This window comes from Phenylobacterium glaciei (assembly GCF_016772415.1).
Classification (GTDB): domain Bacteria; phylum Pseudomonadota; class Alphaproteobacteria; order Caulobacterales; family Caulobacteraceae; genus Phenylobacterium; species Phenylobacterium glaciei.
In genome coordinates this window covers 3,257,154-3,279,108 of sequence record NZ_JAGSGD010000001.1, presented here as the reverse complement: position 1 = coordinate 3,279,108, position 21,955 = coordinate 3,257,154, and the positions used below count along the sequence as shown (strand labels likewise).

Here is a 21,955-nt window from a genome sequence, read left to right as displayed (position 1 = left end):
TATAGAGGAGCGCATTGGGCGCCGCAAGCGACCCTGAAGCCGTTGCATCCTAAGAAGGCTTGCGCTATCTCCACGCCCTCGCGCAGGCCCCGGCCCGGCGGCGTTCCTGCTGGGGAATGGTGTAATGGTAACACAGCGGTTTTTGGTACCGTCGTTCTAGGTTCGAGTCCTAGTTCCCCAGCCAATCTTTCCCCGACATCGAGGACGCCCTGATCCGTCTGGGGTTTTTGGGTCACGCCCTGCCATGGCGGTAGCTTTCGCCGCGCTCTGTTCATCATGTCCGAAGGCCGATGACCGACGCCGCGCGAGGCTAGGGGGCCTCGGCGCCACATCTGCGCCTATTGTCGATCCGTCGACGCATCGCCCGGAACCGATGGCGGTCGGGCCGGTTAGAGGGGCGTCTCCCACCGCGACGCCGCCCATGGTCCATTCCGTTCCCCTCCGACTCTGGCTCGCCATCCTGGCCTCGGCCCTGTGCGTGGGCGCCGCCAGCGGCGCCGCCCTGCGGCCCGCGCCCGGCGAAACCTCAACGCCGCCGACGCCCCAGCTGCTGAACCCCAGCCAGACCGACATCATCGGCTTCGACCCCCGCCTTGTCGGCTAAGGCATGATCGTTTCGGACGTAGCCGCCTCGCGGTCCAGGATGCGGATCTTGCCGCGGCTGTAGCGGAGCACGCGAAGGCGCCATCCAGCCCGCCGCACCCAAACTTAGCCCTGTCGCTCTCGCCGGTTTTCGCCCAACCTGATCGCCGATCAGGAACGGAGCGCGACCATGGCCTTCACCGACTACGCCGACTATGACGGGCTTGGCCTCGCCGCCCTGGTGGCCAAGGGCGAGGTCACCCCGGCCGAACTGACCGAGGCCGCCATCGACCGCATCGAGCGCCACAACGGCGCCCTGAACGCCGTGGTCCACAAGGCCTATGACGAGGCCCGCGCCACCGCCGCCGGGACCCTGCCCGACGGCCCGTTTCGCGGCGTGCCCTTCCTGATCAAGGACCTCGGCGCACAGGTTCAGGGCTGGCCCCGCACCTCGGGCAGCCACTTCGCGCAGGTTCCCACCGACGACGCCGACAGCGAACTGGTGGCCCGCTACCGCGCCGCGGGCGTCGTGCTTGTGGGCAAGACCAACACGCCCGAGTTCGGCATTCCCGGGGTCACCAATTCCGACAAGCTGGGCGCCTGCCGCAATCCCTGGAACCCCGACCATATCTCGGGCGGCTCGTCGGGCGGCGCGGCCTCGGCGGTGGCGGCGGGCCTCGTGCCGCTGGCCCACGCCAGCGACGGCCTGGGCTCGATCCGCATCCCGGCGGCCTGCTGCGGTCTGGTGGGCATGAAGATCACCCGCGACCGCACCCCCATCTGCGAGGTCACCGACGGGGCGCTGGGCTTCTCGGTCCACCATGTGGTCAGCCGCACGGTGCGCGACAGCGCCGCCATGCTGGACGCCACCGGCTACCCCCAGGCCGGCGACCCCTTCCAGGCCCCGGCCAAGGACGGCCCCTACCTGGCCGAAATCGACCGCGCGCCCGGAAAACTCCGCATCGCCTGGTCCCTGGAAACCCCCAACGGCCGCGAGATCGATCCGGAGATGGTGGCGGCCATGGCCCGCACGGTGGACGCCCTGAAACACCTCGGCCACGAGGTCTTCGAACAGGGCCTGGGCGTCGACTACCGCACCCTCTACCGCGCCCAGGCCCTGGCCAGCGCCTCGAACTTCTCGGCCAATATCCTGCGCTGGATCGAGCGCCTGGGCCGCGAGCCCGGCGAGACCGAGCTGGGACCGCTCGCCCGCCGCGCCTACGAGGCCGGCAAGCGCATCACCGGCCAGCAGGCCTTCTGGGGCTTCCAGCAGCTGCGCCTGATCAACCGCCAGATGCTCGCCGCCTACGAGGCCTTCGACGTCTATCTTCAGCCGACGATGAGCACCCCGCCGCCTCGCGTGGACTGGCTGGACCCGGCCCTCGACCCCAAGGAATTCGACAAGCGCCAGAGCGCCACCTACGCCACCACGCCTCCGGCCAACTTCACCGGCCAGCCGTCCCTGTCCCTGCCGCTCTGGCAGTCGGAGGCGGGCCTGCCCATCGGCATGATGTTCACCGGCCGCTTCGCCGACGAGGCCACCCTCTACCGCCTGGCCGGCCAGCTGGAAACGGAACTGCCCTGGGCGGCCCGCAAGCCCGCGATCTGGAACTGAGGGTCGCGGAGAGGGCTAGGCCCTCGCCACGTTCGCCCCGCTACTCGTCGAACCCGACGAACACCGTGGCCTCTTCCACCGCCTTGCGTTCCGACACCACCGCATTGGCCGGGAAGTCGTCGTCGGGCCAGCCCAGGGCGACGCTTTTCATGATCACCTGATCCTCGGCGATCCCGGCGTGCTCGCGCACCACCGGCGACTGCATGATGCCCTGGCTGTTGATCACCGCGCCAAGCCCGCGCGACCAGGCCGCGTTGACCAGGGCCGTCGTCACCGCGCCGCAGTCGAAGGGGGTGTCGTCGCTGCCGTCCAGCACCTTGTCATAGGTGACGATGATGCAGACCGGGGCGTCGAACTGGCGGAAGCCGCGCAGCACCCAGTCCTGGCGCATGTCCTTGTCGTCGCGGGCGATGCCCATGGCGGCGAACAGCTGCTTGGCCACCCCCACCTGGCGGTCGCGGTGCTGACCGGCGAAGGCCTGGCCCTGACGGAACTCCCGCGACTGCGGCACCCCGGCCACCATCCGCTCGGTGTTGCCGGCGCGGATGCGGTCCAGCGGTTCGCCGGTGATGACGTAGAAATTCCACGGCTGGGTGTTCATCGACGACGGCGCCCGCATGGCCAGGCCGATGATTTCCTCGATCAGCGCCTTGGGCACGGGATCAGGCTTGTAACCGCGGATGCTCCGGCGACCGAGGATGACGTCGTCAAACTTCATGGATGATCTCTGAAAGGGCTTGAGCGGTTCAATCGCTAAGACCTGCCAGCTTTCCGCCGCGAAAGCCAATATCGGCTGGCCGTCTCAGGGCCGTCCGCCGAAGATTTCCGGCAGGGCCGCCCGCAGGGTCGAATAGTGCGACAGGCCGGCAAAGGTCCGCAGCGTCCGGCTCTGCGGCCGCGCGGCGGCCAGCGCCTGGGCCATGGCCGGCGGCGTCCAGCTGTCGGCCTGGCCCTGCCACAGCCTCACCGGCGCGGTGAGGCGCGCGAGCCGGTCGGCGCCCTGGCTGACATAGCCCGCGATCTCCCGGCGATAGCCCCGGCCCCCGCCTGCCAGGCTGTGGGCGAGGATCCCCCTGATCGCCGCCCGGAACGCCGGGTCCGCCACCAGGTCGGCGTCCGCCCCCTGGGCGCCCGCGAAGATCTGGTCGAACAACAGGCCAGGCGCCACGCGGGCCAGCCCGCCCTGGACCGCGGTCAGCAGGGCGAACAACCCCGGTCGCCGTCGGGCCAGGGAAAACACCAGGCCGCCGGCCATGTCGGGCAGGAAGTCGCCCAGGTCCAGCGGCGCGGCGGCTGACACCAGGTCGAGGGCCACCTCGCGGTCGGCTAGCCGCAGCGCCAGCTCGACGGCGACAAAGCTCCCCAGCGAAAACCCCACCAGCCGGATCGGCCCCTGCGGGAACCGCGTCCGAATAGCCTGGGCCAGGTGATCCAGATACGGCCCCAGCGCCAGGTCGGGCCGGTCGCGCCCCCGGTCCGGCGCAAACAGGTGCGCCGCGCCCAGCCCGCCGGCGCCGCCGAACAGGCCAAGCTCCGCCGGCGATCCCGGCTGCCCATGCAGATAAATATACGGTGACATGATATCAATTCCCCAATAACACCTGCCCCAATCTATGCAATAGAGATCGCGTCACCCCAATCCCGAACAAATTCCAGGCCCGCTTGTCAGCCGCGAGCAACCCGATAGTCTGGCGGCTCCGGGCCGACGCGGGCGCCCGGCCAGACGGTGAGCCGTCCAAGACCCGCTCCTGACAGTCCGGCGATCACGCCGGGCGGGAGCGTGCGCATGACGAACTCAATGATTCCAGTGGGCAAGGTGGCGGTGGTCTGGCGCGGCGACTTGGCGGCGCGCGCCGAGGCGACGGCGGACAACAATCGCCTGAAGGCCATCTTCGAGGCCTTGGCGCGCGTGGGCCTGGCCCCCGAGCCGGTGGTGTTCTGCGAAGAGGCCGCCGACGCGGTCCGTCAGCAACTGCTGGGCATGGAGGGGGTCCTGGTCTGGGTAGACCCCATCGCCACCGCCTCCGGCCAACGGCGCGGCGCCCTGGACGACATCCTGCGCGAGGTCGCGCAGGCCGGGGTGTTCGTCAGCACCCACCCCGACGTGATCGCCAAGATGGGCGTCAAGGCCGTGCTCCATCGCACCCGCGCGCTCGGCTGGGGGACGGACACCCGGTTCTACGAGCGGTCCGAGGCCTTCCAGGCCGAATTCCCGACCCTGCTGGTCGCCGGCCCCCGGGTCCTGAAGCAGAACCGCGGCAATGGCGGCATCGGCGTCTGGAAGGTGGAGGCGGACGGGGCGGGCGGCGTCCGCGTCCTTGAGGCCCGCGGCGGGGCTGTGGCGCGCGTCATGCCGCTCGCCGACTTCATGGCCGAGCGTCTGGTGGCGTTCGAGCCGGGCGGCGGCCTGGTCGATCAGCCGTTCCAGGCGCGTCTGCTGGACGGCATGATCCGTTGCTACATGTCGGGCGGTCAGGTTGTGGGTTTCGGCCACCAGATGGTGAGGGCGCTCGCGCCGGCCGAGGCGGGCCCCGCCGGGCCGCGGCTCTATTCCGGGCCCGACGATCCCCGGTTCCAGCGCCTGCGCGCGATGATGGAACGCGACTGGACGCCGGGCTTGGCGCGGCGGCTGGACATCGAGCCCGACGATCTGCCGGTGATTTGGGACGCCGACTTCCTGCTGGGCCCCAAATCCACCGCCGGCGAAGACAGCTATGTGCTTTGCGAGATCAATGTCAGCGCCGTCTTCCCGATCCCCGACGAAGCCCCGGACGCCCTCGCGGCGACGACCCTGAAACGTCTCGCGTCCCACCGCCGCAAACGCGCCCCGGCAAGCTGAAGGGCGCCGCCCCACCACGGGGGGCAGTTCCCTAAGGGCTGAGGGCCCGCGCGGCCGATGCTTTGCGGCCAACTGGGGTGACATTGCCCTGCGGCGAGGCGAGAGCCTCATCCCAAGGCGAAGTCGGCGAAGCGGGCCGCGGTCGTCTCAAGCGGCAGGTTCAAGCCGTTGGCGAGGTAGGCGACGGAGCGGTAGAAGCCGGCCAGCAACAGCACCTCCAGGATCTGGTCTGGATTGAAATGCGCCCGCAGCCCGTCGAACTCGTCGTCGCTGAGCCGCGCCCGATCATGCAGGGCGTCGATGGTCGCCAGCAGCGCCGCCTCGCGGGGCCGCCACTTCGAGCGGTCCAGCGGGTATTCGAGCGTGGCGGCGATCTCGGCCCGGGTGAGCTTGGCCGCCTTGGCGAAGGCCGTGATGTGGACGCCCCATTCGTACTCGCACCCGGCCCGGGCGCAGGCGCGATCGATCACGATCTCCCGCTCCCGCAGGCTGATCACCCGGCCGTCCAGCAGCGAACCCGCCCGGAACTTGCGCCAGGCCCGATCGCTGCTGGCCAGGGTGGTGAAGAGCACCAGCGGCGGGACGCCCGGCGGCATGACCTGATCGAAGTGGCCCTGGATGTCGGCCGGGTAGGGGGCCGGGAGGGGTGTGATCCTTGGCATGGGCGACGGGTCCTGCTATCGAATGAGTAGCCGACAAATGCTATTAAAACGATAGCAACGCAAGGGCGGAAGAGGCAGGGCCGTGCCATGGGTGACGCCTTCGAAACCAAACGGGTCGAGACCCCGCGGGTCGGGGACCGCCGCGCGATCATGGCGCTCCTCGATCTGCTGGGCGGCCGCTGGACCTTGAGAATCCTGTGGGAACTCCGCGCTGGCCCGCTCTCGTCGCGAGCCCTCCGCAGCGCCGCCGGTGACCTGTCTCCCACGGTGCTCCAGGCCAGGATCAACGACCTGCGAGACGGTCAGATCGTCGAGCTTGGCCCCGAGGGCTATGGGCTGACGCCGCTGGGTGACGAGCTTCTGACGGCCTTCCGACCGCTCTACGTCTTCGCCGACCGCTGGGCGCGCGCCGTCACGCGGCCTCCGGACGAGGCCTGAGGAGTCGCGTGGGATTCCGGCGATTCCGGCCTGTCAGTGTGCCAGAGCGGCTGCGAAGGATTCCAGTCCAAATTCATACAATTGATATCCCGTCACCGTAAGTGTGCTCCATGCTGACGACGAACTCGGCGTCGGCTGGGGGCCAGCCGGTGGTGTCAGGCCGGCGAAGCGTCCGGGGCAATAGGTAAGGTGTCGCCGTACTGTTTCCCACGCCCGCCGGAGCGCCATCACCTGGAGTCCCCTCGGCCCGGCCCTTCGATCACGGCGCAGGCCCGAGGGCGACGCCGAGCTGTCGCGCGACCCGGGGCACGGTCGCGACGAACAGGTCCGGCTCCTCGAAGGGTGGGTTATGGGCGCTGTTCTCGAACCAGACGACGATCTTGGCCGGCGCTCTCAAGCGCTGGAAAATAGTCGGGAATACGGGGACAGGAGCATGGACTGCACCGGGATTCCAACTATCCGGCGCGTCCAGGCGGCCCACAGCATCTATCCCCAATGGGCGCTTATTGACGCGACCCGCCTACGCTTTTCGCGTGTAGCGCGTGACCATGAACTCTCGCCATTCGCCGTGACTGTCGAGCACTTGTGCGCTTGTTTTACGACTGTTCCCGTCTTGTGTTGAGAGGACGTCCCGATACCTGTCCATCGACCGGCCCTCGGTCATCGCCGGACCTTCGGTCTCCAGGATCAAAGACGTTAAATCGATACCCAGCACCCCTTCGTAGACAAAGAGCACCGGCGCCGCCGTGCCCGCAACTGCGCCCGAAAAGCGCCCTGTATTGGGGTTGAAGCCAAGCATTGTAACCGAATGTGATGCGCTCCCGTCCGAGCCCCGACCGCTGTTCTCGATGCACACCCACGCATCGCCAACAGCCTTGATCGTCTCGTTTCCGGTTACCGTAGCGCCGGGATGATCGGACGTGTCGGTCGTGACCAGTTCGTACGACCAATCGCCAACTAGTCGCTTCAGCCAAGCTTGCGCTATGTCAGAGTCTTGCATCTTGTGCTCCATCACTAAAGTTCGACCGGCCGGCGCGCAAAGCGAGGTCGCAGGTCAGCGGCGCAGCCGTGGGATCTCACGATCAAGTTGTTTGTCGCGTTGTTCGAGCGGCAAGGCGACGGCGCGGAACGCCACCCAACGTAGCGCAGCCGTGGGGATGTTTGGGACCCATCTGCGGAACACCTCAAGGTCGAGGCGAGGAAGGCCAAGAATCCGCTCTGCGATCGCCTCGCCGAGATAGCTCGCCAAGGCGATCCCGTGGCCGTTGCACCCAAGGGCGTAGTGAACATTCCCCCAGTGGGACGTTGAACCGTGGATCGGCAGGTGGTCGACAGTGGCGCCAATCCACCCACTCCAATAGGCATTGATCGCCAGGCCAGGCGCCTCAGGGAAGCGCTGGGCCACCAGGGCATCGTATCGCGCCAAATCGGCGTCGCGGGGCCGTTCAGTCTCGGGACCGCCGGACCCAAACGACACTCACTTCGATCCCCCAACGAGGCGCCCTTCCGGGGTAATCCTGTAGCTCTCCATGATCTCATGGGCGGTGTAGACACCCTCGCCACCCGGCCAGCCAAGACCTTGGCGCTGCATGCTACTCAAGGGTTCGGTTTGGAACAGCGTCACGCGCAATGGAAGGATCCGTCCCGCCGCTCCCGCCAGGTCAGGCTGCACATAGGCGTTTGTCGCGATGAGGACCTGCTTAGCGCTGACATGACCCATGGCGGTGCGCAGGCGGGGCTGAGGCCCCTCCCTCACCCCAGTGACGGCGGTGTGTTCGAAGATTTTGACTCCTGCGGCTAGGGCGGCGAATCGAAGGCCACGGGCATATTTTCCGGGATTGAGATGTCCCCCTCGCCGCTCCAACAGGCCGAACCGGAACGCGCGTGGAAGGCCACGCGCGCGCAGATCCCGGTCCTCTAGGAAGCTGGTGGGCAGGCCGGCTGCGGACATTGCCGCCGCCGCCGCCTCCAGAGGTTTACGATGGGCGGGATGCAGACCGGCTACGATGTTGCCGTTGCCCACATAGTCGCAGTCGATGTTCAACGCCGCGATCCTGGCCTCAGTCGCGTCCACGGCCGCTTCGGCGAACGCCGCCAGAGCCAGTCCACGCTCAACGCCCCATTGGCGTAGGCAAGTGTAGACGTCTTTCCCGATCGTCGGCGTGAGGTGACCTGCATTGCGGCCGCTCGCGCCAGCGCCGCAGAAGCTCTGCTCGAGCAAAGCCACCTCACAACCGGCGCGGCGCAGACGAAGTGCCGCTGAAAGCCCCAGATACCCCCCGCCAACGATCGCCACATCGGCCTTCAGGTCTCCCACCAAGGCGGGCTGCGGATCTAGGGGCGATCGCGACCAGGGACCAATGGGGTCATAGATCCCGGCGGCCTTACTCTCGGTCACTGCGGAGGCCCGACGGCGACGCCGAGCTGTCGCGCGACCCGGGGCACGGTCGCGACGAACAGGTCCGGCTCCTCGAAGGGTGCGTTATGCGCGCTGTTCTCGAACCAGACGACGATCTTGGCCGGCGCCCTCAAGCGCTGGAAGTAGTCGGCGGCTAAGCGGGAATCTACCTGTCGATCATAGCGGCCGAGCAAAAAGGCCACGGGAACGCGGATCTCGGGGACCTGCGTCGGTAAGTCGAGCTTCAGAATTTCGTCGTTCATGGCCTCCAGGGACACCGCATTGCCCCGGAAGATCTGCTTGAGTTCCCAGGGCCGGACATAGCCCTGCAGGATGCCGCGCGCGATGACCTTCTTCATGTCGGGCATGACCCGATAATAGCCGCCGAACCGTTCAACCAGCCGCTGGGTGGCGATCTCGCGCGCGGCGCTGTAGGGCGGTGGCCCGATCGCCCTCAGGCGGCCAAGGGCTTGCGCGTCGCCTCGACCCCGCGCCGCATCCTCGACGAAGCGGTGCTGCGACCATTGGCGACCAATCTCCGAACTCACCTGGCCCACGCCGATGAAGGCGGAGACCTTCTCGGGGTGGGCCTGGGCATAGAATAAGCCAAGAGCCGACCCCCAGGAGTGGCCGAGCAAGACAACCTTTGACTGGCCCTGTTCCCGGCAAATCTGATCCACGACGAGGTCGAGATCCTTCACGTGCCGGGCGATGGTCAGGGCGCGAGGGTCGGCCTTTGCATCGAAAGATCGCCCCGCCCCGCGCTGATCGAGATAGACCACCACGAAACGTCGTTCGAGCGCTGTGTTGTAGAGCCGGAACAAAGGTCGCTCTGCTCCACCCGGTCCCCCGTGCAGCCAGACCAGGATCGGCGCCTTCGGGTTTTCGCCGCGCACCAAGGCGAACAGCCGCCCTCCAGGGACAGCGATCTGTTCTTCGCGGTGGATCGGCGCCGCATGGGTCGAGGCCAGAGCGCACGCCGATAGCAGGCCGCCTAGCAGCAAAATCCACAGCCAACGATTGACCCACTGCACGGCTTGTCGCGACATGGTTCTGAGCCCCTCTAATGACACACAGTCAATAGTACTCGTAATGACATGCAGTCAATAGTGTGATGACTTGGGCTTTGTCACGGAGTTGTCCCGTCATGTCCCGCGTTCCCGTCCGCCGACGTCTGTCTCCGGCCGACCGCCGTGAGGAACTGCTGGACGCCGCGGAGGCTGTCATCCGCCGGCTGGGCGACACGGCTCGCGTCGAGGACATTGTCCGCGAGGCTGGCGCGGGCCGGGGCACGTTCTACGTGTACTTCGAGACCTGGGAGGCGCTGCTACATGCCCTGCGTGAGCGGGTGTTTGCACAACTCGATCAGCGGTTCTCGGCCTGGGCGAACAGCGCCCGCGATTGGCGCGATCTCGTGTCCGGCCTGCCTGAACTCTTCGTCGACATGACGCTTGGAATGGAGGGCCTTCACCAGGCTCTCCTTCATGGGCCTGTCGGCCAGGCGCCGCCGCGGCGGACGCGACATGACGTGATCCACAGACTTGCCGATCTGATCACCCAAGGGGTGACGGCCGGCGCCTTCGCCGTGGTCGACCCGAAGATGACGGCCGTTCTGGTTTTCGCCGTGCTGCATGAAACCGCCGACCAGGTGGAACGGGGCGCGTCTCGTAAGGCCACGCTCGCCGCCGCTCAGGATCTGCTGATCCGGGCGCTTGAGGCGACCAACCGCGCCGGTTAGCGACGGATACTCCGGTGACCGTGCCCTCAATCCGACCCTAAGGCTTCGACATCCCGTCGATAGCCCCCAACACCATCGCGCCGCACTCAGGCGGAGAGGCTGTGACGAAGACCAGCTCGGCGTTCGGACGGCGGCCGACCACCACGCACCAGAATCCAATCTTGGTCTTGCCTGTATTACAGTGACGCGATATCAAATGCATAAACTGGCATCACTGTGACGCCCTAGGAAATAGGCCGTCCTCATCGCCGGGGACCGCTTTCGGCTTGAGGCCGCGCTTGGCTGCCGCGAAGCTGAGACGTGGGTCATCCCCACCCTTGGTCTGGCCCACTGTTCGTTGGGTTCGTGGGGTTCGTGGTTCAACTCTCCAAGCCGCGACGCCCGCAAGGCGGAACAGGATTATCCACGAACCACACGAACCCCACGAACCGGTTCCCGCTGACGCCCTGATCTGACGCTTGGACCTCCCGGGTATCGCGGCATACTGACAGCTGACTTGGCCCGGGCCCTCGGCTCTGCGCCCTGGTCCGCCAGATTGGACGCCGCCATGACCCAAGACCCCCCCGCCGCCCGCGTCGAGCTTCACGAGGGTTGGGGTGAGTTGATCCTGGCGCGGCCCGACCGACGCAACGCCCTGGCCGGACCGATGGTGAGCGAGCTGCGGGCGGGGCTGGCCCAGCTGCTCGCGGGCGGGGCCCGGGTCATCGTCCTGCGGGGGGAGGGCGGCGCCTTCTGTTCGGGACTGGATGTGGACGCCTTCGCCGCCCGTCCCGCGCCCGACTGGCTGGCGGACTGGCCGGAGGAATGGGCCGGCTTCCACCGCGAGCTCTATCGCTGCCCCGCCGTGATCGTCGGGGCCCTGGAGCGGTTCGCCATCAATGCCGGCGCCGCCCTGGCCCTGGCCTGCGACCTGCTGGTGGCCGGGGAGGGCGCCTATCTGCTGGTGGGGGAGGCGGCCATCGGCATGTACGCCCCCATGAACCTGGCCTGGCTGCGCCTGAAGACCAGCGAGGCGGTGGCCGCCCAGCTCGCCCTGGGCGCAACCCGCGTCCCGGCGGCGGACCTGTGGCGGCTTGGCCTGGTCCACAAGCTGGTGGCCGACGCGGAGGTCACGACCGAAGCTCAGGCCCTGGCCATCCGGCTGGCCGGCTATCCGGGTCAGGGTCTGGCAGCCATCAAGAGCGGGCTTCGCCGTCCCGCGCCGGCCGGGGAGGGGGTGTTCGAGGCGCTCCTGGCCACCGGTCACGCGACGGCCGGCCCCTCCCGCGTGACGGGGTGATCACCAGTTACACTGGCAGTGCATTCAACTCACCTGCGGCTTAGGCCCGCGCTTGGCGGCCGCCGGCGACCGGCCTGACCGGGCCTCGAGCTCCGCCAGCAACGCCGCGTCCCCGACCGGGCGCCCGATGGTCTCGTCGCGGCCCAGGCAGGCGTGCAGGCTCGACCCGCGCCAAGCCTCCGCCCTAACGGCTCATCAGAACCTCGATCGGACGGTGAACCGGGCGTTTATCGGAGCGCCTGGGGTGATGTTGTTGTTGTTGTGCGCATCGGAGAAATACGCCTCGTTGAGCAGGTTCTCGATGTTGACCTGCAATTCGAGCCGATCGGTCGCCTCAAAGAACAGCGCGGCGTCGACGCGCGTGAACGCCGGCAGCAGGGTTGTCGTCGTCGAGGTGCGGATCGCGGCGAATTGGCTGGACTGGCGCACCACGCCAAGACCCAGGCCGAACCGGCTGTTGACGTCATAGCGGTTCCACACCGCGATCTGGTGTTTGGGCGCCTGCGCCAGCTGCACGAAGCCGTTGCCGCTCAGTTGAGCATCCTGGTAGGTGTAGCCACTGCTCATCTGCCATTTGGGCGTGATCCGGCCGATCAGCGCCAGCTCGACACCCTTGGTGCGGGTTTCACCAATGTTGATCGTGGCCGTCACATTGTTCGGATCGGGCGTCGTGGCGTTGGTGCGATCAAGCTGGAACAGCGCCAGGGTGACATTGAGGTCGGGACGTAGGTCCCATTTCGCGCCCAATTCGTAGTTGGTGAATTTCTCCGGCGCGAGGTTCTGCTGCGCCGCCGACATCGTCAGGAACTGATCGCCCGAGCGCGGCAGGAAGGATTGGCTGTAGCTGCCATAGATAGAGATGTTTTCCGCGGGTTTGAAAATCAGGCCGATGCGCGGGCTGACCTTCTCGTCGGTGCGCGCGAATGGGCGCGGCGTGCCGATCAGATCGACGCCCTTGATCTCAAACCGATCATAGCGAACCCCGACGACGACATCCACATGCTCGCCAAAGCTGATCTGGTCCTGGGCATAGGCTGAGGCGAACTGCACGTTCGATTCGGTGTTGCGGACCAACGGGCCGAAGGTCACCTTAGGATAGGCGATATTGGCAAGGTTCAACGTGCTGTTGGACAGCGTTCCGTTACGTCTCTGGTTGACTGAATCCTGATCCCCATATTCCAGGCCCAGCAGTATCTTGTTGCTGACAGAACCTAAATCCACATCCCAGACCAGATTTGTCTGGGCGATAAGGTTCTGACGCCGGGTAGGGTCAGTATAGCTGAACAGCGCCACCGTTCCGGTCTGCCCCGTGGCTGGGCCATTGGGATAGACGTTGGTGTAGTACTTGTCATAGTCACCATAGAGCAGCGTGGTCGACCAGTTCAGAGTCTCGGTCAGTTCGCCATCCAGCCGCGCCTTGACGATATGGGCTTCCAGCCCGGCGCGGTTGACGCCCGGCGTTCCGAAGAATGTGTCGCGATAGCCGGTGATCGGCCGGTTGGGCTGGCCCGTAAGCGTCGCGATCGACGGCACGCCGCGATCGGTCACACGATCATCGTTCACATATTCATAGGACAGGCCAAGCTTCCAGGGCCCCATATCGACCGCCAGATAGGGGTTGATCGCATAGCGCTCGCCGCCGAAGAAATCGCGGTGATTGTCCAGGCTTTCGTAGGTCGCATTCAGTCGGAAGGCGGCATTGTCGCTGATCGGGGCGTTGATGTCGGCGGCCAAGTCCCACGCGCCGAAGGTGTTGGCGCTGACGCTACCGCGGACCGCAAGCCCATCGGCGGTCGGCGTTTTCTGCACGCGGTTGATGATGCCGCCGCTGCCGCCGCGCCCGAAAATCAGCGCGAAGGGGCCTTTCAGGATTTCCACCCGCTCGATGTTGTAGAGGCTGCGGTAGTACTGCACGTCATCGCGCACACCATCGAGGAAGAAGTCGGCGGAGGTGTTCTGGCCCCGCAAGGTGATCTGGTCGCGGTTGCCTTCGCCCTGGCCCACGGTTGTGCCCGGCACATACCGCAGGACATCGGCCATGCTGCGCTGCGCCTGATCGTCAAGCCGTTCGCGCGTCACCACCGAGATCGACTGCGGAACGTCCAGCAAGGGGGTATTGGTCTTTGTCGCCGTGACCGAGTTGACCGCCTTGTAGCCGATCGCCTTGCCGGTGACGATGATCGCGCTGACCTCGTGGCCGTCCGCTTCAGACGCAAATGTCGCGGTCGGAAGAGCCGCAAGGGCGACGGTGGCGAGCAACAGCTTTTTCACGAATTTACCTTGGATCAACCAGCATGAATGGGACGCTGCCCTAACCTAAATAGGAATGCGTCGCAATCTCGTTCATGCCTCGGGCATATCCGGCTGGTCCTGAGCCGTTGCCTCGATGCCACGCGCTGTCACCGTGATCGGGCGGCGGCGGCGGCGCCCATCTCGTGGCCCGCATGGGGACCCGTGGGGCCCTGGCCGTCACTTGTCGGCGAATGTTGGCCGCTCACGCCGCCCATGTCGTGGCCGGCGTGCGGACCTTGCGCGTGGGCCTGGGCGGCCAGCAGGGCCAGCGCTGCGATCTCAAGAAGCCCTTATCCTCCCTCCGCGACGGCCGACATGTGTTGGTCAGTGCCCGGTGAGGGTCAGTCCGTCGGCGGCAGGCGGGGTCGTGTCGCCGCCGTTCAGCGGCTTCTGCATCCAGACGGTGTCGACCCAGCGCCCGTGCTTGAACCCGACGCTCTGGCAGACCCCGGCGTGCCGGAAGCCCAGCGAGGTGTGCAGGCCGATGGACCCGGCGTTGCCGCTGTCGCCGATCACCGCCATCACCTGCCGCAGCCCCAGCGCCTCGCAGGCCGCCAGCACCTGCGTGAGCATGGCCTTGCCGATGCCCTGGCCGTGGGCCTCGGGAGCGACATAGACGCTGTCCTCGACGGTGAACCGGTAGGCGGCGCGGGGCCGGAACAGGCCGGCATAGGCGAAGCCCAGCACCTTGCCGTCGGCCTCCGCCACCACGTGCGGCAGGCCCCGCTCGACGATGGCCAGACGGCGCTGGGCCATCTCCTCAGGGCTCGGCGGGACCTCCTCGAAGGTGCCGAAGCCGTGCAGCACGTCGTGGCCGTAGATGGCCGCCAGGGCCTGCGCATCCCTTGCCTGCGACGGCCTGACGATCATTCCCAACCCCTGTCCACAGCCCAGATGGCGAAGGCATAGTCGAGCGCGATCTCCTTGAGGAAGTCGAACCGTCCCGAGGCCCCGCCATGGCCGGCGTCCATGTTGATCTTGAGCAGGATCGGGGCGCCGGCTGTCGAGAACTGCCGCAGCTTGGCCACCCACTTTTCCGGCTCCCAGTAGGTGACCCGGGGGTCCGACAGCCCCCCCGTCGCCAGCACCGGCGGGTACGGTTTGGCGGACACCTGGTCGTAGGGGCTGTAGGCGGCGATGGTGTCGTAGGCCGCGGCGTCCTCCAGCGGGTTGCCCCACTCGGGCCACTCGGGCGGGGTCAGCGGCAGGGTGGTGTCGCTCATGGTGTTGAGCACGTCGACGAAGGGGACGGCGGCGATCACCCCGGCCCACAGGTCGGGCCGCAGGTTGGCGATGGCGCCCATCAGCATGCCGCCGGCCGAGCCGCCATAGGCCACCATGCGCCCGGCCTTGCCGTAGCCTTTGGCGTCCAGGTGCTCGGCGCAGGCGATGAAGTCGGTGAAGCTGTTGGGCTTCTTCTCCTTGCGCCCGTCCAGGAACCAGCCCCAGCCCTTGTCGGAGCCGCCGCGCACGTGGGCCGTCGCCCAGATCCAGCCTCGGTCCACCAGGCTCAGATTGCGGATCGAGAAGCTGGGCTCCATGGCGTGGCCATAGGCGCCGTAGCCGTAGAGCAGCAGGGGCGCCGAGCCGTCCAGTGGGGTGTCCTTCAGCATCAGGACGGTGATCGGCACCTCGGCCCCGTCGGCGGCCTTGGCCATCAGGCGGCGGGCCACGTACCTGGCCGGGTCATGGCCGGAGGGGATTTCCTGGGTCTTGCGCAGGGTCCGCTCGCGGCTGGTCATGTCGTAGTCGAACCACTGCCGGGGCGTGGTGGGGGACTGGTAGATGAAGCGGGTGACCGGGGTGTCGTACTCGTAGCCGCCGCTCAGCGAGAGGGCGCAGGCCTCTTCGTCGAACACGATCTCATGCTCGCCGCCGCCGCGAGCCATCACCACGATGCGGTCGTTGGCGTTGACCCGCTCCAGCCGCACCAGGTGGCCGGCATAGGCCGCGAAGCCGGTGACGTAGTGGCCGGGCTGGTGGGCCACAAAGTCGGTCCAGCTGGACTTGGCCGGGATCTCGGCGGTGCTGGCCACCAGCTTGAAGTCCACCGCGTCATCGTCGTTGGTGCGGATCACCCAGCGGTCGGTCCAGTGGTCCAGCTCGTACTTCACCCCCACCCGGCGCGGCTCGGCCACGAAGGGCGGGCGGGTCGGGTCGGCGGCCGGGATCAGCCAGAGTTCGGTGGTCTCCTGGTTGCCGACATGGATCACAATGTGGCTGTCGTCGGAGGTGGTCCCGACGCCCAGGAACATGCCGTCGTCGGCCTCCTCATAGACGAGCGTGTCCTCGCCGCCGCGGGCGGGACGGCGGAAGACCTTGGAGGGCCGGGCGTTCTCGTCGCGCCAGATCCAGAACAGCCACTGGCTGTCCGGCGAGAAGGTGAAGTCGCCATAGGCGCTCTCGATCTCGAAGGGCAGGGCCTCGCCGGTGGCCAGATCCTTGATGCGGATCGTGTAGTACTCCGAGCCCTGCTCGTCGGCGGCCCAGGCGTAGAGCCGGTGATCGGGGCTGTGATGGGCGGCGCCCACCTGGAAGAAGGCCTTACCCTTGGACAGGGCCTCCTCGTCCAGCAGCACCACCTCACCGTCGGTTCGGCCGCGCGGACGGCGGCCATGCACCGGATGCTCGGCGCCGATCTCGTAGCGCACGTAATAGTCCCAGGCCCCGTCGGAGGCCGGGACCGAGGAGTCGTCCTCCTTGATCCGCCCCTTCATCTCGGCGAACAGCGCGTCCTGCAGGGCCCTGGTGGGATCGTCCAGCAAGGCCTTGGTGTAGGCGTTCTCGGCCTCCAGATGCTCGCGGATGTCGGCGCGCAGGACCTTGGGGTCGCGCAGCACGTCCTTCCAGTTGTCGTCCTTCATCCAGGCATAGTCGTCGACGCGGGTGCGGCCGAGCTGGGTGATGGACTTGGGCTCGCGCCGGGCGACGGGGGGTATGGGACGGGTCATGTCCGTTAGATGGCCCACCCATAGGGCACGCTCAAGGCGTAACCCTTTGGCCACGCGGCAACATGGCGCAAGCGCCAGAGCCAGATGAGACTTTGCGTTAACGATGTTCTTAAGGAAGTATCCCGTTAGTTGGTTCCGTGAGTTGCGGAAATTTTATCGGGGACGTCGATGGTCTATGACCTATCCGTGGAGTTGATCCACGCGACGGTACAACTGGAACAGCCCCTGGGGGATGGCACCCGCACGGTTGGCACCGGTTTCCTCATCCAATCCCTCAGCCCCGACGGCCAGCCCCACACCGTCCTCGTTACCGCCAACCACGTGCTGTCCAAGATGCCCGGCGCCGAGGCGCGCATCGGCTACCGGATCGAGAACGCCGACGGCTCCTGGACCTACGCCCCCCAGACCTTGAAGATCCGCGACGCCGCGGGCCATGAGCTCTGGACCCATCACCCGTCGCGCGACGTGGCGGCCATCGCCATCACCGCGCCGGACGAATTCGCCAAGGCCGCCATCCCGTTGACCTGGCTGGCCGACGATCAGACCTTCGCCTCGCTGCAGGTGGGCGCGGGCGATGAGATGATGGCGCTGGGCTTCCCGCGCGGCTTGGCCGCCAACCGCGCCGGCTTCCCGATCCTGCGGGCCGGCCGCGTGGCCTCCTATCCGATCGCGCCGGCCAAGGTCTTCCCGACCTTCCTGCTGGATTTCAGCGTCTTCCCGGGCAATTCGGGCGGGCCGGTGTTCATGGCCGACAACTCCCGCCGTCGCGTGGGCGCGACCGAGGCCCAGCCGGCGCAGTTCATCGCCGGTCTGCTGACCCAACAGGTCGAGCTGAACAATGAGCGCCTGGAGATCGGGATCGTCACCCAAGCCAAGTACATCCGCGAGACCATCGGTCTGGTGGAGAACCCCTACGCCCCGGTTACCACGGCTTCCAACGAAGTCGTCACGGGCGCCAAGGCGGCCTCGGCCGAAGAGGCCGTCTCGCCCGACTGGTAGCGGCCGTATCCGCTCATCCCGGCGCAGGCCGGGATGAGCGGTTTTGGTTTTACGCCCCGTACAGCAGGGACAGGGTCTCGGCGATGCAGGCGGGCTTGTCCTCGCCTTCGATCTCGATGGTGCATTCCATGCGGATCTGGACGCCGCCGGCCTTGGCGTCGACGCCGATCAGCTTCTGGCGCAGGCGCACGCGCTTGCCGACCCGGACCATGTTCACGAAGCGCACCTTGTCGGAGCCGTAGTTGATGCCCCGGGTCACGCCCTTCACCGGCATCAGCCCGCTGCCCAGGAAGGGCAGCAGCGACAGGGTCAGGTAGCCGTGGGCGATCGGGCCGCCCATTTCGCGGTTGGCGCGCTCGACGTCGACGTGGATCCACTGATGGTCCCCGGTGGCCTCGGCGAACTGGTTGACGCGCTCCTGGGTGATTTCCAACCAGTCCGACACGCCGGTCTCCTGACCGACCAGGCCGGGCAGATCCTTGAATTCCACGGGGTTCATCGTTCACGTCCTCGTCTTTGAAACAGGTGTTCGACCTCTAGAGGGTGACAGCCTTAAGTGGAAGCCACATCAGGCGACGGCCTCGGCCAGGAAGGTGGCGTAGACCCCGTCATGGGTGCGCCGCAGCAGGCGGAAGCCGGCGTCGTCGATCATCCGGGCCAGGATCCAGCCGAAGGTCGAGTGCTCCTCCCGCACATGGCAGGCCACCTCCTCGCGGCTGTAGCCGGTCTCCCGGGTCATCCAGCCGATCCAGCTCTCCACCGTGCGCGGGATGGCGTCCGGCGTGCAGTTGAAGGCCACGTCGCGGATGTAGATCTGGCCGCCGGGCTTCAGCGCGTCGCGCATGCGGGTGAGCGCCACGGCCTTCCACATGTCGGGCAGGTGGTGCAGGGCGTTCTTGGTGATGATCAAATCGAGGTCCCCCGACGCCGGGAAGGTCAGGAAGCCCCCCAGCTCGAAGGTGATGTTGGTGACGCCCATGTCGGCGGCGCGCGCCTTGGCGGCGTTGAGCATGGTGTCGGAGACGTCGATGGCCCGGACCGAGCGGGCCATGCCGCCCGCCGCGCAGGCCAGAATGCCGGTGCCGCAGCCGATGTCGGCCAGCGCGGTGTCGCGGTTTACCCCCAGCCCTGAGAGCAGGGCGCGGTCGGCGGCCAGGTCGCCGCCCTGGCGGGCGTCGTAGGTGGCGACCTGTTGCGCGTCCTCGAAATCGAGGCCGACCTGCTTGAGGTCGTCGTACCACCAGTCGGGTTGGGTCATGTCTGTCTCCATCTGTGACGCGGATGGAGAAGGGGGCTGACCGATCCATCCGCAGGCTTGCGGGGGATCGGTGAGCGGAGAGCTGTTGCTAAACTCGCGCGCGCCCAATCCCCGGGAAGGGATTGGCTACGTTCTGGGCGAGGCGGGTCGTCAGGCTCATGCTGGAGCCAGACTACACCCAACGGGGAAGCCGTCCAGGGCGCGTATTCCAAGTGAAGGCCAGCGACGCCGAGGGCATGGCGGCGACCACCGACAAGCAGACCCTGGGAATGTCAGGGTTGGATGGCTGGCGTGTCTCGGCGCCCAGGGGCTGCAGGGAAGGGCTCGTTGATGTCCTGGCTCACTTGGTCGGGCGCCGATCCGGCTGCAATCGGGGCTGAACGTCCTTGAGGATGCTCGATCCGCATCGGTGGGTGTAACAAAGCTGAAGCGTGGCCTTGCAGATCGCGGTTCGCCGACCCAACTCCTCACCGCGGACCGGGCCCCTCTGGCGATCGAGCCATCGATCGTGATGTCGGACCGCATCGGGTGATCTCGATGCGCGGGTTCGGTTTTGTCCTGCCCCGCGGAGAGACGCCCTTCATTGCCAATGGAGGCTGCCGGACCTCGTCTCAGGATGCTGAGACACCGCGCCTCTGTCCGGCTGTCAGACCATGAGACGATCCTTGAGGGTGTCATAATATGAAAAGCTTCATTCTCGCCGCGGCCCTTGTCCCGGCCCTGGCTTTGGGCGGGGCGGCGGCCGCGCACGACGTCAAGTGCCCGACCGTGAGCCAAGCCGACGTCGAGCGGCAGTTCACGGCTTTCAACGCAGCCTGGGCGACGAAGGACCCAGACAAGGTCGCTGGGCTCTTCACCAAAGACGCCGTGCTGCTGGCGACGGTGTCCAACAAGCCCCGGACCACGCCCGAGGGCGTGCGCGACTATTTCGTCAGCTTCCTGAAGAACAGTCCTCAGGCGACGATTGACAGCAGCAGCGTGAAGATCGACTGCGGCACCGCCTCGCGTGTTGGGACCTGGACCGTCAACATGAAGGATCCCGCCACCGGCGGAGCGCGCGCCGTGAAAGCCCGCTATTCCTTCGTCTACAAGTACGACGGCGGCGCCTGGAAGATCGATCACCTGCACTCGTCCATGATGCCGGAACCGAGCTGATCGCCGATACGGGAGCTATGGCGGCCGCGCACGACGCGGCCGCCATAGGTTCGCCGACCTCTGGAGATCTATGGCGAGCCTGATTGAAGGTCCGCAGCGGGTCGAAAGCCGGCATTGGCTTCGGCGCCGGAGGCGGACCCGGCCCGAAATCATGAGTCCATGCCCTAGACGATCTTGGAGCCTTCCTTGCCCCAGTAGGCGTCGCGGATCAGGCGCTTGTAGAGCTTGCCGGTGGGGTGGCGCGGCAGTTCCTGCATGAAGTCCAGGATGCGCGGCGACTTCACGTGGGACAGGTTGGCGCGGCAGAAGGCCATCAGCTCGTCCTTCAGGGCGTCGCCGGCCTCGTCCCAGTTCATGGGCTGGATCACGGCGGCCACCTGTTCGCCCATCTCCTCGTGCGGCGCCCCCACCACGGCGGCGTCGGCCACCTTGGGGTGGGTGATCAGCAGGTTCTCGAGCTCCTGCGGATAGATGTTCACCCCACCCGAGATGATCATGAAGCTCTTGCGGTCGGTGAGGTAGAGGAAGCCCTCCTCGTCCAGCCAGCCCACGTCGCCCAGCGTCGTCCAGCCCTGCTTGTTGGTGTTCTCGGCGATCTTATCCGGCGCGTTGTGATAGGTCAGCGGCGCGCCGCCGGCGAAATAGACCGTGCCCTCGCTGCGGGGCGGCAGCTCCTCGCCCTCCTCGCCGACGATCTTGGCCTCGCCCAGGATCGCCCGGCCCACCGTGCCCTTGTGGGTCAGCCAGTCCTGCGGGCCGACGTAGCAGAAGCCGTTGCCCTCGGACCCGGCGTAGTACTCGTGGATCACCGGACCCCACCAAGCCAGCATCTGCTCCTTGACCGGCACGGGGCAGGGGGCGGCGGCGTGGACCGCCGAGCGCATGGAGGAGACGTCGTACCTGTCGCGTACCTCTTGCGGCAGCTTCAGCATCCGCACGAAGTGGGTGGGGACGAACTGGCCGACGTCGACCTTGTACGTCTCGATCAGGCTCAGCATCACCTCGGGGTCGAACTTCTCCATCACGATGACGGTGCCGCCCAGCTGATGGACGGCCATGCACCAGCGCAGGGGCGCGGCGTGATAGAGCGGGGCCGGCGAGATGTAGACGCTGTCGGACTTGAAGCCGAACAGGCCGGCCGCCAGGTTGGCGACGCCGCCGGGCTCGTCGATGGGGCCGCCGGTCAGGGGCGGCTTGATGCCCTTCGGCCGTCCCGTGGTGCCCGACGAATAGAGCATGTCGCGGCCGGCCGCCTCGTCGGCCACCGGCGTGGCGGGCATCATGTCGCGCGCCGCCTCGAAGCTCTCGTAGGGCGCGCGGGCGTCGCCGACCATGTAGAGCTTCACGCCCGGCAGCATCGCGGGCAGTTCGTCGATGACCGGGCCGATCCCCGCCGAGGTCACCAGCAGCTTGGCCGCGCAGTCGGTCATGATGTAGTCGATCTCGCCCGGAGTCAGCTTGGACGAGATGCAGGCGTAGTAGAGCCCCGACCGCTGGGCCGCCCAGGCGATCTCGAAGAACCGCGGGCTGTTGTCCATCAGGATGGCGATGACATCGCCGGTCGCGAGACCCAGGGACCGGAACAGCTGCGCCCCCTGGTTGGAGCGGTCGTCCAGCTGGCGGTAGGTCACCGTCTCCCCGGTCCCGGCCATGATGTAGGCGGCGCGGTCGGGATGGGTCTTGGCGTGGTTGGCCGGATGCATGACGGGTCCTGATTTCCGGGGGCCAGGACGCCTTTGCGGCGCTCCG

19 protein-coding genes, 1 tRNA gene and 1 pseudogene are annotated in these 21,955 nt (G+C 67.1%); 9 read left to right on the top strand and 12 right to left on the bottom strand.

Annotated elements, in window-relative coordinates; all coding sequences use genetic code 11:
* The first annotated feature begins 110 nt into the window (after nt 1–110).
* The 3 genes from JKL49_RS16130 to JKL49_RS16120 all read left to right on the top strand — a co-directional run bounded on the left by JKL49_RS16130 (nt 111) and on the right by JKL49_RS16120 (nt 2,197).
* Nucleotides 111–184 (top strand) — tRNA-Gln (locus JKL49_RS16130).
* A gap of 237 nt (nt 185–421) precedes the next feature.
* The gene (locus JKL49_RS16125) at nt 422–604 is read left to right on the top strand and encodes a hypothetical protein (protein WP_215341650.1); all 183 of its coding nucleotides are present in this window, start codon (nt 422–424) and stop codon (nt 602–604) included.
* Between the two features lie 168 nt (nt 605–772).
* Nucleotides 773–2,197: an amidase gene (locus tag JKL49_RS16120; protein WP_215341648.1), complete on the top strand. Its 1,425-nt coding sequence runs from the start codon at nt 773–775 to the stop codon at nt 2,195–2,197.
* 40 nt (nt 2,198–2,237) lie between these two features.
* Here the strand turns inward: JKL49_RS16120 and JKL49_RS16115 are convergent, their stop codons facing one another.
* Nucleotides 2,238–2,915, bottom strand: coding sequence for a nitroreductase (locus tag JKL49_RS16115; RefSeq protein WP_215341646.1), 678 nt, complete (start codon nt 2,913–2,915; stop codon nt 2,238–2,240).
* Between the two features lie 84 nt (nt 2,916–2,999).
* Nucleotides 3,000–3,776 (bottom strand): alpha/beta fold hydrolase, encoded by a 777-nt coding sequence (locus tag JKL49_RS16110; protein WP_215341645.1) that lies wholly within the window; start codon nt 3,774–3,776, stop codon nt 3,000–3,002.
* A 207-nt stretch (nt 3,777–3,983) separates the two neighbouring features.
* Here JKL49_RS16110 and JKL49_RS16105 point away from each other — a divergent pair, with 207 nt between their 5' ends.
* Nucleotides 3,984–5,036, top strand: a complete 1,053-nt coding sequence (locus JKL49_RS16105) for a Cj0069 family protein (RefSeq protein WP_215341643.1) — start codon at nt 3,984–3,986, stop codon at nt 5,034–5,036.
* A gap of 107 nt (nt 5,037–5,143) precedes the next feature.
* Here the strand turns inward: JKL49_RS16105 and JKL49_RS16100 are convergent, their stop codons facing one another.
* Complete coding sequence (locus tag JKL49_RS16100) at nt 5,144–5,698, bottom strand: carboxymuconolactone decarboxylase family protein (protein WP_215341641.1); 555 nt, start codon at nt 5,696–5,698, stop codon at nt 5,144–5,146.
* 87 nt (nt 5,699–5,785) lie between these two features.
* On the opposite strand from JKL49_RS16100, the gene JKL49_RS16095 reads away from it, so the two are divergent.
* Entirely contained in the window at nt 5,786–6,136 is a 351-nt protein-coding gene (locus JKL49_RS16095; protein WP_215341639.1) for a winged helix-turn-helix transcriptional regulator, read from the top strand.
* 520 nt (nt 6,137–6,656) lie between these two features.
* Here JKL49_RS16095 and JKL49_RS16090 read toward each other — a convergent pair.
* From JKL49_RS16090 to JKL49_RS16075, 3 genes and pseudogenes are all read right to left on the bottom strand, one after another.
* Complete coding sequence (locus JKL49_RS16090; RefSeq protein ID WP_215341636.1) at nt 6,657–7,136, bottom strand: DUF1579 family protein; 480 nt, start codon at nt 7,134–7,136, stop codon at nt 6,657–6,659.
* A gap of 54 nt (nt 7,137–7,190) precedes the next feature.
* A pseudogene (locus JKL49_RS21065) lies at nt 7,191–8,432 on the bottom strand (NAD(P)/FAD-dependent oxidoreductase).
* Between the two features lie 98 nt (nt 8,433–8,530).
* Nucleotides 8,531–9,583, bottom strand: coding sequence for an alpha/beta fold hydrolase (locus JKL49_RS16075; protein WP_215341630.1), 1,053 nt, complete (start codon nt 9,581–9,583; stop codon nt 8,531–8,533).
* A 98-nt stretch (nt 9,584–9,681) separates the two neighbouring features.
* Between JKL49_RS16075 and JKL49_RS16070 the strand changes: the two genes are divergently transcribed.
* Both JKL49_RS16070 and JKL49_RS16065 read left to right on the top strand, forming a co-directional pair.
* Nucleotides 9,682–10,272 carry a TetR/AcrR family transcriptional regulator gene (locus tag JKL49_RS16070; protein ID WP_215341629.1) on the top strand — a complete coding sequence of 197 codons (591 nt, stop codon included), beginning with the start codon at nt 9,682–9,684 and terminating at the stop codon, nt 10,270–10,272.
* A gap of 547 nt (nt 10,273–10,819) precedes the next feature.
* Complete coding sequence (locus tag JKL49_RS16065; protein WP_215341628.1) at nt 10,820–11,551, top strand: enoyl-CoA hydratase/isomerase family protein; 732 nt, start codon at nt 10,820–10,822, stop codon at nt 11,549–11,551.
* Between the two features lie 195 nt (nt 11,552–11,746).
* Here JKL49_RS16065 and JKL49_RS16060 read toward each other — a convergent pair whose 3' ends face one another.
* The 3 genes from JKL49_RS16060 to JKL49_RS16050 form a co-directional block, all read right to left on the bottom strand.
* The gene (locus JKL49_RS16060) at nt 11,747–13,822 is read right to left on the bottom strand and encodes a TonB-dependent receptor (RefSeq protein WP_215341627.1); all 2,076 of its coding nucleotides are present in this window, start codon (nt 13,820–13,822) and stop codon (nt 11,747–11,749) included.
* 345 nt (nt 13,823–14,167) lie between these two features.
* On the bottom strand, nt 14,168–14,713 hold the full coding sequence (locus JKL49_RS16055; protein ID WP_215341626.1) for a GNAT family N-acetyltransferase: 546 nt from the start codon (nt 14,711–14,713) through the stop codon (nt 14,168–14,170).
* Nucleotides 14,710–16,794: a S9 family peptidase gene (locus tag JKL49_RS16050; protein ID WP_215341625.1), complete on the bottom strand. Its 2,085-nt coding sequence runs from the start codon at nt 16,792–16,794 to the stop codon at nt 14,710–14,712. Before JKL49_RS16050 ends, JKL49_RS16055 begins: the two co-directional genes overlap by 4 nt.
* 168 nt (nt 16,795–16,962) lie before the next feature.
* Between JKL49_RS16050 and JKL49_RS16045 the strand changes: the two genes are divergently transcribed.
* A complete protein-coding gene (locus JKL49_RS16045; protein WP_215341624.1) occupies nt 16,963–17,793 on the top strand; it encodes a trypsin-like serine peptidase in 831 nt (276 codons plus the stop codon).
* Between the two features lie 49 nt (nt 17,794–17,842).
* Here the strand turns inward: JKL49_RS16045 and JKL49_RS16040 are convergent, their stop codons facing one another.
* Together JKL49_RS16040 and JKL49_RS16035 are read right to left on the bottom strand one after the other, a co-directional pair.
* A complete protein-coding gene (locus JKL49_RS16040) occupies nt 17,843–18,292 on the bottom strand; it encodes a MaoC family dehydratase (protein WP_215341623.1) in 450 nt (149 codons plus the stop codon).
* Nucleotides 18,293–18,361: 69 nt separating this feature from the next.
* Nucleotides 18,362–19,051: a class I SAM-dependent methyltransferase gene (locus JKL49_RS16035; protein WP_215341622.1), complete on the bottom strand. Its 690-nt coding sequence runs from the start codon at nt 19,049–19,051 to the stop codon at nt 18,362–18,364.
* Between the two features lie 681 nt (nt 19,052–19,732).
* Between JKL49_RS16035 and JKL49_RS16030 the strand changes: the two genes are divergently transcribed.
* Nucleotides 19,733–20,206, top strand: coding sequence for an SgcJ/EcaC family oxidoreductase (locus tag JKL49_RS16030; protein ID WP_215341621.1), 474 nt, complete (start codon nt 19,733–19,735; stop codon nt 20,204–20,206).
* Between the two features lie 164 nt (nt 20,207–20,370).
* Here JKL49_RS16030 and JKL49_RS16025 read toward each other — a convergent pair whose 3' ends face one another.
* Nucleotides 20,371–21,909 carry an acyl-CoA synthetase gene (locus JKL49_RS16025; RefSeq protein ID WP_215341620.1) on the bottom strand — a complete coding sequence of 513 codons (1,539 nt, stop codon included), beginning with the start codon at nt 21,907–21,909 and terminating at the stop codon, nt 20,371–20,373.
* Nucleotides 21,910–21,955: the final 46 nt, after the last annotated feature.